This is a genomic window from Kitasatospora sp. NPDC059803, assembly GCF_042732255.1.
GTDB lineage: Bacteria > Actinomycetota > Actinomycetes > Streptomycetales > Streptomycetaceae > Kitasatospora.
Genome location: NZ_JBHWIJ010000036.1, coordinates 12,569 through 29,215 on the forward strand (window position 1 = coordinate 12,569; position 16,647 = coordinate 29,215).

Sequence of the window (16,647 nt, forward strand, 5' to 3'; positions counted from 1 at the left end):
CCCGCGCCCGACCCCCCAGCGCGGCGTCGGTGGACGTCCAGCGGCCGCCGGGCCACCTCGTGGGACACCGTCCCCCGCCGGGGGAAGCCTTCGCGCCGCCGGGCGTACGGCTGGGCGGGGGCGTCGGGCAGGCTGAGCACGGACGACGGGTGGCGCCCGTCGCGGGCGGGCAGCCGGGGGGCGGCGTCGTGCGGGTCGGGGCGGGCGTGGTCGAGGACGCGCAGCCAGTCCGCCCGGGTGGTGCCGGGGGCGTCCCCCCGGAACGGGTACAGCTGGTAGGACGCCCGGTGGTCGGCGCGCAGCCGGTAGGTGATCGACCAACGGCCGTCGTCGCGGCGGGTCATCAGGTGCGGGGCGAGGTCGCCGGCGTGCCGGTCCTTGTCGGTGACGGTGTGCAGGAGCGCGAGCACGCCGTCGCACGACGCGTCCTCGTGCACGAAGGTGACCAGGCGGTAGGCGGGGTCGGCCGGATCGGGCTCGACGAGGGGAAGGGTTTCCATCTGCGGGACTCCTCGGGGAGGTTAGGCGGGGGTGCCCTTGCGGCCGAGCAGCACCCAGAGCAGGAAGGGGCCGCCGAGGACGGTGGTGACGATGCCGACGGGGATCTCCACCCCGCCGATCAGCACCCGCCCCACGGTGTCGGCGAGCACGACGAGGACGGCGCCGGTCAGTGCCGAGCCGAGGACCGGTACGCGCGCCGGCCCGGCCAGCCGCCCGGCGATCACGGGCGCGGCCAGCGCGACGAAGCCGACCGGCCCGCACACGCCGACGGCCAGTCCGGCCAGCGCGACGGCCAGCAGCAGACAGCCGAGCCGGACCCGGCCCGGGTCGACGCCCAGCGAGGCGGCCACGCTGTCGTCGAAGCGCAGCACCGCCAGCCGCCGGGCCGCCGCCAGCGCGAGCGGCACGAGCACGGCCAGCCCGATCAGGACCGGGGTGGCGACGGCGTAGTCCCGCCCGTTGAGGCTGCCGGAGGTCCAGACGTACAGCGAGCCGGCCGAGTTGAGCGAGCGGCGGGCGAGCGCGACCTGGATGACGGCCGAGGCGAGCGCGGACATCGCGAGGCCGACGACCAGCACCCGGTAGCCCTGCGCGCCGAGCCCGCCGGAGACCAGGGTGACGACCAGGACGGCGGCCAGCGCGCCGAGCGGGCCGGCCCACCAGGCGCCGAAGGTGCCGGAGACGGTGGCGGAGATCAGGACGGCGGCGGTGGCGCCGTCGTTGACGCCGAGCAGTTCGGGGGTGGCGAGGCGGTTGCGGGCGAGGGTCTGGGTGAGGCAGCCGGCCAGGCCGAGGGCGGCGCCGGCGGCGAGCCCGGCGACGATCCGGCCGAGCCGGAACTTCTGCACCAGCAGCACGTCCAGCCGGTCGCCGTAGCCGAACACGGCCTGGAGGGTGCGGCCGAGGCCGAGTTCGCTCTGCCCGGCGTGGGCGGACACGACGACGATGGCGAGCAGCGCCGCGGCCAGGGCGAGCGAGGCGAGCAGCGCCCGGCGGGGGAGCAGCAGCGACCAGGCGCCGCGCCGCAGCACCAGGTCGGGTTTGGGCGCGGGCGGCTCGGACCGCCGGACGGGGGAGGGCTCGGCCGGATCGGCCATGCCGAGCGCGGCGGTCCGGCGGGAGCGGACGATCGCGATCAGCGCGGGGGCGCCGACCAGGGAGACGATCACCGACACCGGCGCCTCGAACGGGCGGGCCACCACCCGGGCCAGCACATCGGCCCCGGTGAGCACGGCGGCGCCGAACAGCCCTGCGAGCACGGTGAGTTGCCCGACCCTGGGGCCGGCGACGGTCCGTGCCAGGAATCCGGCGAGCAGGCCGAGGAAGGAGATCGGGCCGGCCAGCGCGACGGCCGAGGCGGTCAGCAGGGTGACGGCGAAGGCGACCGCGGCCCGGGTGGCGCCGGGGCGGTGGCCGAGGCCGCGGGCGAGGTCGTCGCCGAGCGCGAGCGCGGTGAGCGGCCGGGTGGCGAGCAGGGCGAGCAGGAAGCCCACGCCGAGCACCGGGGCGAGCTGGCGCAGCGTCGTCCAGCCCTCCACCCCGGCCAGCGAGCCCAGCACCCACACCCGGTACCGGTCGTACGCCTCGGGCGAGTTGACGATCAGCACGCCGGTGAGCCCGCCGAAGGTGGCGCCGACCGCCGAGCCGCCGAGCACCAGCCGCATCGGCGACCCGCCCCGGGCGCCCGCGATGAGCAGCACCAGCGTGCTGGCGAGCACGGCGCCGCCGAAGGCGAAGGCCAGGTACCCGTACGAGGTCTGGATGCCGAGCACGGCGATGCCGAGCACGACCCCCAGGGAGGCGCCGGCGTTGACGCCGAGCAGTCCGGTCTCGGCGAGCGGGTTGCGGGTGACGGACTGCAGTTGCGCCCCGGCGACCCCGAGTGCGGCGCCGACCAGCAGGGCGGTGGCCGTGCGGGGCAGGCGCAGGTCGCCGACGACGAGGGCGAGCCGGCTGTCCGCGCGGGCGCCGTGGCGGTTCAGCAGGTAGTCCAGCACCCGCCCGGGGCCGACCTCCCCGGCGCCGACGGACAGTGAGAGCGCGGCGAGGGCGAGCAGGACCGCGACCGCGCCGAGGGCGATCGGCCAGGCGGCGCGGCGGCCGTCCCCGCGCGGTGGCGGCGGTGGCGGCGGGGCGTCCGGCTCGGTGCGGGACTCCCCGGGGGCGCCCACTTGCGACAATGTCATAAGGTAAGGCTAACCTAATGAGCGCATCGTCCTGTGGGCACCGCCACCGTGCCGGGTCACCCGGACGCCGCCCAACCCCCGTACCACCGCTGCCCGGAGGCACCCATGCCGTTCGCCCAGAGCCCGCTCCACCCCGTCCGCCGCCGCGCGGCCCGGGCGCTGGCCGTCACCGGGGCGGCCGCCCTCCTGCTCGCCGGGTGCGGCTCCTCCGGGTCCTCCTCCGGATCCTCGGGCTCCGCGGGCGGCTCCTCCGCCGCCGGCAGCCCGGCGGCGGACGCGGCCGGCGGCAAGCGCACCGTCAAGGACGCGACCGGCAAGGCCGTCGAGATCCCCGCCGCGCCCCAGCGGATCGTCACCCTCACCCAGGAGGACCTCGACGCGGTGCTCGCCCTCGGCGTCAAGCCCGTCGGCATCACCAACGGCCAGGGGCTCAACGAGCCGCCCGCCTACCTCAAGGACAAGGTCCAGGGCGTCCCGGTGGTCGGCAACCTGCTGCAGCCCGTCATGGACAAGGTCATCGCCGCCAAGCCCGACCTCATCCTGGCCGGCGACATGCAGGACGAGCAGATGCTCAAGCAGCTGCGCGAGATCACCCCCGCCACCCTCGTCACCATGGCACCCACCGACGACTGGAAGCTCGCCTTCCGCGGCATCGGAAACGCCGTCAACAAGCTCGACCAGAGCAACAAGGTGATCGCCGACTACGAGGCCAAGGCCGCCAAGGCCGGAGGCGACCTCGGCAAGAACAAGAGCGCGGCCGTCTCCATCGTCCGCTGGAACCCCACCGGGCCGAGCTGGATGGAGAAGAAGCAGTTCGCCAGTGGCGTCGCCCTCGACATGGGCCTCACCCGCCCGGCCGCGCAGGACAAGGACGGCAACGCGCACAGCCCGGCGCTCAGCCTGGAGAAGCTCGCCGAGATCGACGGCGACTGGCTGTTCCTGTCCACCCTCACCGACGACGGCAAGACCGCGCTCAAGGACGTCCAGTCCAAGCCCGCCTACCAGGAGCTGGGCGCGGTGAAGAACAAGCACGCCGTCACCGTGGACGGTTCGGTCTGGTCCACCCGCGGCGGGCCGCTCGCGGCCGACGTGGTCATCGGCGACATCGGCAAGGCGCTCGCCGCCTCCTGACCGGCCCGCGTTCGGGCCCCGTTCCGGGCCCGTGTCCGCGCTCGGGACCGGGCTCGGGCTCGGGCTCGTGTCCGCGCTCGGGCCCGTACCCGGCCGGGTCCGCGCCCGTGCCCGGCCGGCCCTCAGCCCCCTCCAACCGAAGGAACCCTCGATGGAGTTGACGATCCAGGGCCTCACCGCCGGTTACGGCCCCGGCCGCCCGGTGCTCGCCGGCGTCGACCTCACCGTCCCGGCCGGCCGGGTGGTGGCCGTCGTCGGCCCGAACGGCTGCGGCAAGTCCACCCTGCTGCGGGCCGTCGCCCGGCTGCACCGGCCGGACGGCGGGCGGGTGCTGGTCGGCGGCGAGGACGTCTGGCGGCTGCGGCCGCGCCAGGCCGCGCACCGGGTCGCGCTGCTCCCGCAGAGCCCGCAGGCCCCCGAGGCGGTCACCGTCGCCGGACTCGTCCGCTACGGCCGCCACCCGCACCAGGGGCTCTTCCGCCAGTGGTCGGCCGACGACGAGCGGCTCACCGCGCGGGCGCTGCGCGCCACCGGCGTCGAGGAACTCGCCGACCGCCGGCTGGACCGCCTCTCCGGCGGCCAGCGGCAGCGCTGCTGGCTCGCCATGGTGCTCGCCCAGGACGCGCCCGTCGTGCTGCTCGACGAACCCACCAGCGCGCTCGACCTCGGGCACGCCGTCGAAGTGCTGGAACTGGTCCGCGAGGTCGCCGCCGGCGGGCGGACGGTCGTCATGGTGCTGCACGACCTCGCGGCGGCGGCCCGTTACGCCGACCTGGTCGTCGCCCTGCGCGACGGCTCGGTGGTGGCCTGCGGCCCGCCCCGCGAGGTGGTCGACGCACCGCTGGTGCGCGCGCTGTACGACATCGACAGCGACGTGCTCGCCGCCCCCGGCGACGGCGCTCCGGTGATCGTCCCCCGTGCGGCGTCAGCGCGTTGACGATGCGTCAGGTGTGATCTGGCGGGCGGCGAGAGACGGGTGACGGGGCAGGCGGCGTGCCGCCCTGCCCCGTTCACTCGGTCGACGGGTTTGCGCCCCGGAAGCCGCGCAGCGGTCTCCCCGGCCGCCGCTTTGTCAGTGGGCCTCGCTACGTTCCTCGCATCGCTGACCGGCAGGTGGGAGGAGACGTCCGTGGCATGGGTGGAAACAGGCGCGGGAGGGTACCGCGTCGCGCTCGACGGGGAGGGCAAGGTGGTCTGCCGCAACGCGGCGGGCCGCGAGCTGAAGTCCCTGCCGTCGAAGCTCGGTGACGATCCGGTGGTCACCCAGCTCAGGCAGCTCACCGAGTGGCTGGCCGCGCACGAGCGGCGCTGCCAGGAGGACGTCGAGCGGTGGATGGTGCGCTCGCTGCCGGTGCCCGCCGCCGTGCTGACCGCGGTCTGGGCGGACGAGGCCTGGCAGGCCGTCCTGCGCGACCTGGTGGTCACCGGCCCGGACGGCGCCGTCGCCGGCTTCCTGCGCGGTGCGGACGCCGAGCGCGGGCTCGGCCTGGTGGACCTGGACGGCGACACCGTCCGGCTCACCGACGGCGAGATCCTGATACCCCACCCCGTGCTGCTCCCGGACCTCGACGACCTGCGCGAGTTCGCCGTCGAGCTCGGCGTCTCCCAGCGCGTGCCGCAGCTCTACCGGGAGGTCTGGCACCGGCCGGACGAACGGCCGGCCGGCACCGAGGTCACCACCTACGCCGGCGGCCGCTACCGGGAGCTGCGCGAACTGCTCGGGCGCTGCGCCCGGCTCGGCCACCGGGTGCGCGGCGGCTCCGCCGTCCAGCCCGTGGTGGAGGCGGGGCGCACCGTCGAGGCCCGCGTCTGGGTGGGCGACTACTACGAGTACGACGCCTGCGAGACGGGCGCGCTCAGCTGGGCGGGCCCGGACGGCCGGGTGCTGCCGCTCGCCGAGGTCGGCCCGATCGCCTGGTCCGAGGGCATGCGGATGGCCTCCGCACTGTACGCAGGCCGCACCATCGAAGGGGAGGACGCCGCATGACCGCCACCGGACTCGACCAGAGGGCCGTTCAGGACGCCGACCGGACGGCCGCCCAGGACACCGGGCCGCACGAGCGGCTGCTCGACGCGGGGGCCGTGCTCCCGCCCGGCACCCTGCCCGGCGTCGGCCGCCCCGACAGCGCCGCCGACGTGCTCACCGCCCGCGCCTACACCCACCCCGCGCTCGACGGGCGCCGGATCGTCCGGCTGGTCCCCGGCGCGCTCGGACCGGCCGAGGACCTCGCCGTCGACTTCCTCGGGCTCGTCCCCGACGGCACGCCCGCCGAGGTCGGCCAGGTCCGCCAGGAGGCGCTCGGCTTCCCCGCCTGGGCGCTGGTCCACGACCCGGCCAACGGGCACCACGCGCTCGCCCTGGTCAAGGAGATGGAACGGCTCTCCCGCCAGGCCCGGTCCAAGCCCGGCACCGCCAAGGACGGGTTCGAGGCGCTCGCCGCCCGCCTCGGCCGCGCCGTGCCGCACTTCCTGCCCACCTTCTGCGAGGAGGTCGGCCGGATCTTCCTCGCCCACGGCAACCAGACCTACGCCGCCGGCTACTTCGGCAAGGCCCGCGAGGCCGAGCGCACCTACCGCCTGACGGTCGACGAGGAGCGGCTGCGCGCCGTCTTCCTGGAGTTCGCCCTGGCCGGCGCGCTCACCGTCAAGTCCCTGCGTCAGTACGTCAAGGAGCTCGCCGGGCGGCTCGACGCGCTGACCGCCTGGCAGCGCTTCCGCCAGCTCTGCACCGAGCGCTCCGCCGCCGGCATGGCCCCCTACGCCGGGGTCGCCGAGGACGCCCGCGCACTGATCAAGGCCGCCGGGTTGGACCGCGCCGAGCACGAACAGGCGCTGCTCGCCGAACTGCTGGCCGGCCCGGGTGCCAACCGGGCGCCCGGGGCGTTCTGGAAGTCCTGGCACGGCCCCCTGACCGAACTCGGCCGGCGCGACCCGGTGGTCCGGGCCCGCCTGCTGGAGCTGATGCCCGACCCGGCCGGCACCGACGCCGCCGTGAACGACACCGCCTGGCTCGTCCTGCTCGCCGAGACCGGGGCCGAGCAGCTGCTCACCGGCCCGCGCGCCGAGGGCGCCGAGCCCGCCGCCGCGTGGCTGCAGCGCTGGTGCCACCACCTCGGGCGCGGCTGGCGCTCCCGGCCCAGCTGCGCCGCCACCGTCGCCCTGGCCGGCCGGATGGCCGAGCGGCTGCGGGCCGACGGCGTCCCGGTGGACCTGTACACCGGCGTCCACAGCAGCCAGACCCAACTCGACCTGCTGGACCGGCTGCTCGCCGACGGCGTGCCCGTCGCCGACCCGTCGGCCACCCTCAGGTTCGACCTCAAGGACTGGGTCGACCAGTGCGGCCCCGACAGCGCCGGCCTCGCGGCCGTCGCCGCCGACCCGCGGTTCCGGCCCGTCCTGCGCGCCGCGACCCCGCCCGCCTGGGAGACCGCCGTCAAGCGGCAGGTGCCCGCCCTGCCGCTGCTGCGCCGCCTGTTCGAGGAGTGGGCCGAACTCCGGACCGACGAGCTGACCGCCGCCCGCGGCCTGGCCGGCGCCGCCGACCTGGTGAGCTCGCTGAGCCCGTACCGCACCGCCGTGCGGGCCGTCGCCCCGGCCGCCGCCGAGCGGATCGCCGCCCTCGACGTCACCGCCCTGCTCGCCGGGGCGCTCGGCGCCGGCATCCTCGACGAACTCGGCTGGCCGGCCCTGGAAGAGGCCCTGGCCAAGCTCGCCGACCCGGCCGACCCGGCCAAGCCCGTGGACTCTGCGGACCTTGCCGGCCCCGACTCCGGCGCCCCGGAGCCCGAGCCGCAGGACACCCCCGGCCTCAACGGCGGGCGCCTCACCGGCCTGATCGTCGAGGACGCCTGGCCGCACCTGATCCTCGCCCGCCACGACCAAGCCGTCGTGGTCGGCCCGCAGGGCGTCCTGCTGGAGCACACCCTGCGCCTGCCCCCGGCGAAGGAGCGTTGGAACCAGCCCCGGCTGCGCTTCGTCGACGGCGAACTCCTCGTCGCCTGGTACCAGGACGGAAAGCAGCACGCCTACTGGTCCAGCCGGCCCGGCGAGGTCGTCGAACTCACCGGTGAGACCATCACCGGCTACCACTACGGCGACCGGGATCCCGAGCCCCCCTCCCTCCCGCTGCCCGGCGGCGGCCGCACCACCGGCGAACGCCCGCTGCACCCCGGCGACACCCGGATGCCCGCCGAACACCGCGTCCTCGGCGACGGCACCGGCCACTGGACAGTGCGCTACGGCCAGGACGGCGCCGTCCTGCGCGAACTCGACCCGCACACCGGCGCCCTCGGCCGCGCCGCCGAACCACCGGTGATCGCCGCCACCGCGGCCGCCGGCCGACTGACCCTCACGCGCGCCCGACTGCTGCCGCTCCAGCCCGGCCTGGAGCAGACGCCGCTCGGCACCGACGGCACCGTGCTCGGCAGCTGGGTCCGGGTCGACCTCGACCGTGCCGTCACCACCACCACCGCCGACGGGCAGGTCATCGTCCTGCCGATCACCGACGGCCACCCGGACCACGTCCCGGTCGGCCGCCTCACCCTCCCCGGCCAGGCGCAACCGGTCGTCACCGAGGCGCAGCGCGACGGCCTCGCCCTCACCCTGCCCGACCTGGCCGCCGAGACCGACCGCACCGTCGACCTGCGCCCCTGCCGCCCGGGGGACTTCGCCGCCGCCGGCACCGCGCTCGTCCCCCCGCTCGACCACTGGCACGCCCTGCGGCCCCGCGACGAGGCGGGCTCACGCGTCCTGCGCACGGTCGGCACCGAGCAGGCGGCCCGCCTGATCGACGCCGCCTGGCCGACCGACAGCCGGCCCGTGCCCGAGGACGAGCAGCGCTGGATCACCGCCCAGGGCATCCGACGCCCGCTGGCCCAGTCCGGTGGCGCCCGCCGCGCCCTGCCCGTTCAGGCGGTCGGCACCGTCCTGCCCGGCATCAGCCACCCGCTGCTGCTCGCCGGGGTCGCCGGGCTCGCCCGCACCGCCGCCGACCTGCTCGACCGGATCGCCCGGTTCGTCCCGCAGCCGGAGGCCGAGAAGCCGTCCAAGGCCGAGGCCGCCGAGTACCGGCCCGAGCACGGCCGCGACCACGAACTGCGCGAGGCCGTCACCACCCTCCTGCCCGACGTCGCCTGCTTCGGCCCCAACTGGGGCGACGGAGACCGGTGGCGGGTGCTCAACAACCTGCGCGCCGTCACCGCCGTCCTGGCCGACCCGCCGGCCGCCACCGGCGAGGGCTGGAGCACCCCGGCCACCGTCACCCTGCAACACGGCGACACCCACCACGGCTGGCTCCACCTGCTCGGCCGTCTCGACACCCTCGCCTACGCGGTGGCAGCCCCGCTCACCGAACCGGCCCACCGCTCCAGCCTCGTGCTGCTCCTCGGCGAACTGACCGCGGGAGTGCTCGCCGACCGCGGCGCCACCCTGCGCGAGATCGTCCTCGGCGAACCCGCCGACCGCGCCAACCGCCACCAGCCCGCCGTCCCCCGCGAGGGGCAGGTGCTGCGCCACGGCGACCGCACCGTCGTCATCCTCGGCCACCGCCGGCACCACGAGGGCACCGAGCAGTGGTACGCCGTCGACCACGACCCGAGCGGCGCGTTCGGGCCCGTCGCCCACTTCACCACCGTCAAGGAACGCGGCACCGAGGAGCGGGTCGGCGCCGCCTGGATCGCCGCGTTCCGGCAGGTGGCCGCGCTGCACGGAGGCGCCCCCTGGCAGCTCGACCGCGCCACCGCCTTCGGCGGGCTCACCGGGATCGGCGCCGCCCGCGCCGCCCTGCTGCTCAGCCCGCCGCCCGGGCTCTTCCAGTGGCACAGCGCCGTGCTGCCCGCCGACCGGCTCGCCGAGTACGGCCTCAAGTCCACCGAGGCCAAGGCCGCCCGGGACTGGCTGCGCGGCCGCGACCGGGCCGCCCTCGCCGACGTCTGGGGCGCCCTGCTGCCCGCCGACCCGAAGACCCTCTGGGCGGAGGGCCCCGACCTCGACGCCGGCGCCGCCGCCTGGATCCGGCACTTCGGCCGGCTCGTCACCCTCCCCGAGGCCGCCCAGGCCACCGTCAAGGGCGCGCAGATCGAACACATCGAGGCGGTGCTCAACCCCGCACAGACCCCCTGGCTGACCGGCACCACGGCCTTCCGGCTCAGCGACGGCGGCGGGTCCACCCCCCAGCTGCTCGCAGAGGACCAGAGCGCCGCACCCGCCTCCGGCGACCTCGGCCGCGCCGTCGACGCCCTGCGCTGGCTCGCCTACCACCTGCCCGCCGACAGCCCGCTGCGCCCGCTGCTGCCCGCGGCCGCCGCCGCGCTGCGAAGCCGCCTCGCCGACCCCGACCTGCTGCTCGACTTCCACCTCGTCCACACCACCAAGGGCGCCTCGATGTCGGCCGTCCTGCGCACCCACTTCGGCCTGCCGGCCGCGGGCGGAGCCGACCCGAACGGACTGGTCGACTGCGGCCCGGCCCTCGTCCTGACGCCCTACCACGACGAGTACGAGCGGGTCTGGCTGCGTCCGGCCGGGCTCACCGGCCCCGACGACCCGGTGCTCGAACTGCTCGGCGGGCTGGGGGCCAGCTACTGGCTGGAAATCGAGCGGGGCGCCATCGAGGCCGTCCTGCGCGGCGAAGTGGAGCGCCTGACAGCCGCCGCCACCGAGGCGGTGGTGGCCGCCGACGGCCAGGCCTGGCTACAGCACCCGCAGCTCACTGTCCCCGACCTGGTCGCCGAGGCGGCCCGGGCCCACGGCCTCGGCGAGGACGCCGCGGTGCTCTACCTCCAACTGCTGGCCCTGCCCGACCCCACCGACCGCAACGTCGCCCGCTGGACGGGCTGGAAGCCGGCCAGGCTCAAGCGCGCCCGCGTCGAACTCGCCGCCACCGACCTGGTGCTGGAGGCCAAGCGGGCCCGGGCCGGCCGCACCCTCTTCCTGCCCGGCGGCTGGCAGGAGGCCAAGGCCCCCGCCCTGCCCGCCGAGACGTGGAAGGCCGCCCTCTACGAACTGCCCACCCACCGCGTCCCGCTGCCCCACCTGCCCGTCCCGGAGCTGTTCGCCCGGGCCTGGCAGCGGACCCTCGACGGCGACGCCCCCGGCTACGAAGAGCTCCAGACCAGCAAGCGCAGGAAGGCCCGCCGATGAGCACCACGCCGACGAACAGCACACCGACGGGCAACACACCGGCGAGTGCCGACACCGCCCCCGCGAGCCGGCAGATCATCCCGCCCGAGGAGAAGCACGCCGCCGAACTGGAGTTCCTGGCCGCGTACGACAGCGGCCCGCGCCCGCCCGGCTGGCGGCTCACCCCGCGCGCCGTCGTCACCTTCGTCATGGGCAGCGACGGCGAGAAGCTCAAGGCCGGCCGCCGCGGCCTCGCCATCGAGCAGAAGTTCGTCGGCGAGCGCGCCCTCGTCGAACGCTGCGTCGTCACCCTCGCCGGGGAGCGCGGCCTGCTGCTCGTTGGCGAGCCCGGCACCGCCAAGTCCATGCTCTCCGAACTGCTCGCCGCCGCCGTCTGCGGCACCAGCGCGCTCACCGTCCAGGGCACCGCCGGTACCACCGAGGACCAGCTCAAGTACGGCTGGAACTACGCCCTCCTGCTCGCCAAGGGGCCCAGCCGGGATGCCCTGGTGCCCTCCCCGGTGCTCACCGCGATGACCACCGGGGCGGTGGCCCGCGTCGAGGAGGTGACCCGCTGCCTGCCCGAGGTGCAGGACGCGCTGGTCTCCCTGCTCTCCGAACGGCGGCTCTCCGTACCCGAGTTGGCCGGCACCCCGGACGGACAGCTGCACGCCGCCGCCGGCTTCACCCTGATCGCCACCGCCAACCTGAGGGACAAGGGCGTCAGCGAGATGTCCGCGGCGCTCAAGCGGCGGTTCAACTTCGAGACGGTCGGCCCGATCGCCAGCCTCGCCGCCGAGGTCGAACTCGTCCGCCGGCAGTCGACCGTCGCCGTCGCCCGCGCCGGAGCCCCCTACGCGGTGGACGACGCCGTCCTGGAGGCCCTCGTCACCGCCTTCCGTGACCTGCGCACCGGCCGTTCCACCGAAGGCTGGGACGTCGAGCGCCCGTCCACCGTGATGAGCACGGCAGAGGCCGTCTCGGTCGCCACCGCGCTCGGGGTCACCGCCGCCTACCTGCCCGACGGCGGCGACCTGCTCGGCCGCCTTCCCGGCCAACTCATCGGTGTCGTCCGCAAGGACGACCCGGCCGACGCGGCACGGCTGCTCGGCTACTGGGACGGGCCGGTCCGCCGGCGCGCCGAACAGGGCGCCGGCACCTGGCGCACCCTGTGGGACCTCCGCTCGGCCCTGGAGGCATGAGGCGATGACCAGCACGGTGACGCCCGCCCCGGCCGGCCCCGATCACCAGGCCGGCCGCGACCACCAGGACGGCCCCGTCCGTCCGCTCCGCCCCGGCCACCTGGACGGCCTAGACGACCCGCGCCCGGCCGTCCGGGCCGAGGCCGAGCGGCTGGCCGCCTCCGGCACCGGCCGGCCCGGGCCCTACCTGATCGGCGTGCGGCACCACGCGCCGTCGCTCAGCGCGGTCCTCCCCGCGCTGCTCGACGCCGTCAAGCCCGAGGTGGTGCTGGTCGAACTCCCCACCGAGTTCCAGCCCTGGCTCGGCTGGCTGGCGGACGAGGACACCCAGGCCCCCGTCGCACTCGCGGCCGCCCCGGCCTGCCGCGAGTGAGGCCGTGGCCCCGCCGCCGACTCCGGCCCCGGCCGGCTCGCCTTCTACCCGTTCGCCGACTTCTCCCCGGAGCTGGTCGCCCTGCGCTGGGCCCGGCGCAACGGCGTCGAGACACTCGCCTGCGACCTCCCGCTCGCCCACCGCACCACGCCCCACGAGGAACAACAGCCCGCCCCCGGTGCCCCCGGCGCCCCCGGTGTCGCCGACGCGCTGCGCCACCGCCTCACCGGGCGCGATTCCGACGACGACCTGTGGGACCGCCTCGTCGAGACCGCAGCCCCCGGCTCCACCCCCGACGCCGTCCGGCGCGCCGCCCTGCTGGTCGGCTGGGCGCTGCGCCGCGACGCCGAGACCGGCCCCGGCGTCGACCCGTACGACCTACGGCGCGAAGCCTGGATGCGTGCCCGGATCCGGGCCGCGGCGGCCGGCGGGCGCCGGGTCGCCGCCGTCGTCGGCGCCTTCCACGCGCCCGCCCTGCTCGACGGGCCCGCCGCCACCGAGGAACCGCCGCACCCGGACCACCTCGGGCACGCCCTCTCCCTGATCCCCTACACCTACCCGCTGCTCGACGCCCGGTCCGGCTATCCGGCGGGCATCCGCGATCCCGAGTGGCAGCACACCGTCCTCGACGCCGGCGGCGACCCCGACCGCCTCACCCGGGCCCTCACCACCACCGCCGTCCGGATCTGCGAAGCACTGCGCAGCCAGGACCACCCCTCCGGCCCGGCCGACGCCCGCGAGATCGTCCGCCTCGCCGGAGACCTCGCCCGCCTGCGCGGCCACGCCGCCCCCGGCCGCGGCGAACTCGTCGAAGCCGTCCAGACCGTCCTCGCCCAAGGCGAACCCCTCGGCCGCGGCCGGGCCGTCGCCCGCGCCCTCGAACGCGTCCTGGTCGGCACCCGAACCGGCCGCGCCACCCCCGCGGCCCCGCGCAGCGGGCTCGCCCCCGCCGTCGAAGCCCTCCTCGCCGACCTCGGCCTCCCCGGCCCCGCCGACCCCGAGCCCCGCGAACTCCGCCTCGATCCGCTGCGCACCCCCCTCGACCGCCGCCGCGAGATCCTCCTCCACCGCCTCACCGCCTGCGGGGTCCCCTACGCCGACCCCGTCACCACCACCGGCGCGGGCGGCACCGAAGCCATCGGCACGCGCTGGCGCCTCCACTGGACCCCGGCCACTGCCGCCATGCTCACCGTCGCGGGCGCCCGAGGCGTCACCCCCCGGCCGGCCCCCCCGCGCCCCCCGCGCGGGGGGGCCGCCCCGACCCCCCCCGCGCTCAAAAACACAAAAACACCCCCACCCCCCCCCCCCCCACCCTCGGACACAAACCAAACCCCCCCCCCCCCCCCCCCCCCACTCCCTAAATTCCCCCGGGGGGGGCGCCCCGGGCCCCCCCCCCCCCCCCCCCCCCCCCCGCCCCCCCCCCCCCACGCCTCCGCCGCGAACAGCAGGCCGACGGCCCCACTGCCCGCGAGGTCCTCCAAGGCCTCACCGACGCGGCCGCCTGCGGCCTCCCGGCCCTCGCCGACACCCGCCTCACCCAACTCGCCACCGTCCTCCCGTCCTCCGGCACCCTCCCCGAACTCCTCGACGCCCTGGCCCTCCTCGACCGCCTCGCCGCCGGCCACCTCCCGGGCTACCTCCCACCCGACACCCCCGGCGCCCCCGGGGCTCTCGCGTCGTCGCCCGAGCTGGGCGCCGCCCCCGGCCGGCAGGAGCCGGCGTACCTCGCCGCGTTCCCCGACGGCTCCCCGCCGTTGCCCGGTGCGGGCGGGGCGTCGGCCGGGCCGGCGGGGCGGTTGGGGGCGGTGGGCGAGGTGTTGACCGTGGCGGCCGTGCGGCAGTTGGAGGGGTTGGGCGGGTCGGACGATCCGGCGGATGCGCGGGCGCTGGTGGAGCTGGCGCGGCGGGCGGATCTGGACGGCGGGTTGCGGCTGGGGCACGTGCTGGCCGAACTCGCGGACCGGGGGAGTCCGTTGGTGCGAGGCGCAGCCGGAGCGGTGCGGGTGCTGCTGGGGCGGGAGCGGGCGGAGGCGCTGGGCGGGCGGGCGGCTTCGTGGGTGGACGGGGCGACCGGCCCGGAGGCCCGGCACGCGCTCGGGCGGGGGCTGGTCGGCCTGCTGACGGCAGCGGAGGGCCTGTTCGCCACCGCGCCGGAGGCGCTGGAGCCCGTGCTGGAGCGGATCACCTCGCTGCCCGACGCCGCCTTCCTGGACCGGCTGCCGGCGTTGCGCGGGGGCTTCGACACGCTCAGCCCGGCCGCCCGGGACCGGTTGCTGCTCCTGGTCGAGGAACGCCTGGGCACCCGGCTCGCGGGCCTGCCCGAGGAGGTCCCGCCGGCGGTGGTGGCCGGCTGGGTCCGCGCGGATCTGGCCGCCCGCGCGGCGCTGGCCCGGCGCGGCCTGCTGCCGGAGCCCGGGGGCGATCCGGCGTCCGAGCCACCGCACCGCGTCGAGCCGCTCCCTTCCGCATCCGTCGCCACGCGGCACGCCCTCGCCCCGGCCGAGCGCTGGCGGCTGCTCCTCGGCCGCCCCGGCAGCGGTGGCCTGAGCGGGCGGTGCGCCCGACTCGCCACCGCCCTGGACGAGTTGTACGGCAGCGGGCGAGGCGAGGGCTCCGGCCCGGGCCTGGACGGGCGGTCCGGGCGGGGCGGCCGCGAGGCGCCCTTCCCGGGGGTGCGGGAGTGGGCCGAGGAACTGTCGGCGCTGTTCGGGCCGGGCGTCCGGGAGGAGGTGCTGGCGGCCGCCGTGGCGCAGGGCCGGACGGACGTCCTGGAGGCGATCGAGCCGGGTGCCGTCCGCCCGTCGGTCGACTTGCTGCGCACGGTGTTGGAGCATGCGGGCGGCCTGCCGGAGGCGAGGGTGGCGCGGCTGCGTCCGCTGGTGCGGCGTCTGGTGGACGAGTTGACGCGCGCGTTGGCGACCAGGCTGCGTCCGGCGCTGACCGGGATCAGCGTGCCGCGGCCGACGCGTCGGCCGGGTGGCGGACTGGACCTGGACCGGACCATTCGCGCCAATCTCGCCACGGCCCGCCCGTCGGGGGACGGCGGCACACTCATCGTGCCCGAGCGTCCGGTGTTCCGGACCAGGGCCCGGCAGGCGGCCGACTGGCGGCTGATCCTGGTCGTGGACGTCTCCGGGTCGATGGAGGCCTCGACGGTCTGGGCGGCGCTGACGGCGTCGATCCTGGCCGGGGTGCCTTCGCTGAGCACCCACTTCGTGGCGTTCTCCACCGAGATCGTCGACCTGACCGAGCGGGTGGAGGATCCGCTGAGTGTGCTGCTGGAGGTGCGGATCGGTGGTGGCACCAGCATCGCGGGCGGGCTGCGGTATGCGCGGAAGCTGGTGACGGTGCCGTCCCGGACGCTGGTCGTGGTGGTCAGCGACTTCGAGGAGGGCGGCCCGGTGGGCGGGCTGCTGGCCCAGACCCGGGCACTGGTGGATTCCGGTGTGCACCTGCTCGGCTGCGCCGCGCTGGACGACACGGGGACGGCCCGCTATTCGAAGGCGGTCGCGGGCCAGTTGGTCGCGGCCGGTATGCCCGTGGCGGCGTTGAGTCCGCTGGAACTGGCCCGCTGGGTGGGGGAGAAGGTGCGATGAGCGTGGCGGAGCGGACGAGCGGCTGGCCGGCGGTCCGGCCGGAGGTGGTCGCGGAGGTGGTGGCCGGGTTGAGCGCCCGGTTGCAGAAGCGGCTGGACGGCGCGGCGGCGAAGCTGGCGGAGCGGCCGGTGACCCGTTGCGGTGACGAGTGGCGGGTGGAGGTGGACGAGGAGACGGCGCTCGTGCTGCACGCCCCGGGCGCGGTGGTCGCGGATGCGGCCGGCGTCCGCTGCGGTTGCCTGCTGGCCCCGGCCTGCGTGCACCGGGCCGCTGCGGTCATGCTCTGCCCGTTGGCCGAGCTGGCGGAGGAGCCCGGGGAGCCCGAGGAGGTCACGCCGACCGAGGCGGCCCCAGCGCCCTCGGAGGAGCCGCAGGAGCGACGGGAGCCACGGGAGTCACGGGAGTCACGGGAGTCACGGGAGTCACAGAAGTCACAGGAGGCGCAGTCCGAGGCCGGGCCCACCCCCGGGGGGGTGGGGGGGGGGCCCCCCCCCCCACCCGGCGGGGGGGGGGCGGGGGGGCCCCGGCGGTGTCGGGCGGGG

The 16,647-nt window shown here is 76.8% G+C and carries 7 protein-coding genes and 3 pseudogenes; 8 read left to right on the top strand and 2 right to left on the bottom strand.

Annotated features, from left to right (window positions below; translation table 11 throughout):
- Nucleotides 1–500 (bottom strand): enterochelin esterase domain-containing protein (locus tag ACFV6I_RS08835; protein WP_380424017.1); only part of this gene is annotated, 500 nt, incomplete at its 3' end.
- A gap of 21 nt (nt 501–521) precedes the next feature.
- Complete coding sequence (gene fhuB, locus ACFV6I_RS08840) at nt 522–2,687, bottom strand: Fe(3+)-hydroxamate ABC transporter permease FhuB (protein WP_380424018.1); 2,166 nt, start codon at nt 2,685–2,687, stop codon at nt 522–524.
- A gap of 105 nt (nt 2,688–2,792) precedes the next feature.
- Here fhuB and ACFV6I_RS08845 point away from each other — a divergent pair, with 105 nt between their 5' ends.
- The 8 genes and pseudogenes from ACFV6I_RS08845 to ACFV6I_RS08880 form a co-directional block, all read left to right on the top strand.
- Nucleotides 2,793–3,818: an ABC transporter substrate-binding protein gene (locus ACFV6I_RS08845; RefSeq protein ID WP_380424019.1), complete on the top strand. Its 1,026-nt coding sequence runs from the start codon at nt 2,793–2,795 to the stop codon at nt 3,816–3,818.
- A gap of 151 nt (nt 3,819–3,969) precedes the next feature.
- Complete coding sequence (locus ACFV6I_RS08850; protein ID WP_380335994.1) at nt 3,970–4,755, top strand: ABC transporter ATP-binding protein; 786 nt, start codon at nt 3,970–3,972, stop codon at nt 4,753–4,755.
- Between the two features lie 192 nt (nt 4,756–4,947).
- Entirely contained in the window at nt 4,948–5,805 is an 858-nt protein-coding gene (locus ACFV6I_RS08855) for a DUF4132 domain-containing protein (protein WP_380424020.1), read from the top strand.
- Entirely contained in the window at nt 5,802–10,955 is a 5,154-nt protein-coding gene (locus ACFV6I_RS08860; RefSeq protein WP_380424021.1) for a hypothetical protein, read from the top strand. The genes ACFV6I_RS08855 and ACFV6I_RS08860 overlap by 4 nt, the downstream gene beginning before the upstream one ends.
- Complete coding sequence (locus ACFV6I_RS08865) at nt 10,952–12,136, top strand: AAA family ATPase (RefSeq protein ID WP_063349854.1); 1,185 nt, start codon at nt 10,952–10,954, stop codon at nt 12,134–12,136. The genes ACFV6I_RS08860 and ACFV6I_RS08865 overlap by 4 nt, the downstream gene beginning before the upstream one ends.
- A gap of 4 nt (nt 12,137–12,140) precedes the next feature.
- Nucleotides 12,141–13,754 (top strand): annotated as a pseudogene (locus tag ACFV6I_RS08870) (DUF5682 family protein); the annotation flags it as partial.
- Nucleotides 13,755–13,934: 180 nt separating this feature from the next.
- A pseudogene (locus ACFV6I_RS08875) lies at nt 13,935–16,105 on the top strand (DUF5682 family protein); the annotation flags it as partial.
- Between the two features lie 2 nt (nt 16,106–16,107).
- Nucleotides 16,108–16,647, top strand: a pseudogene (locus ACFV6I_RS08880) (hypothetical protein); the annotation flags it as partial.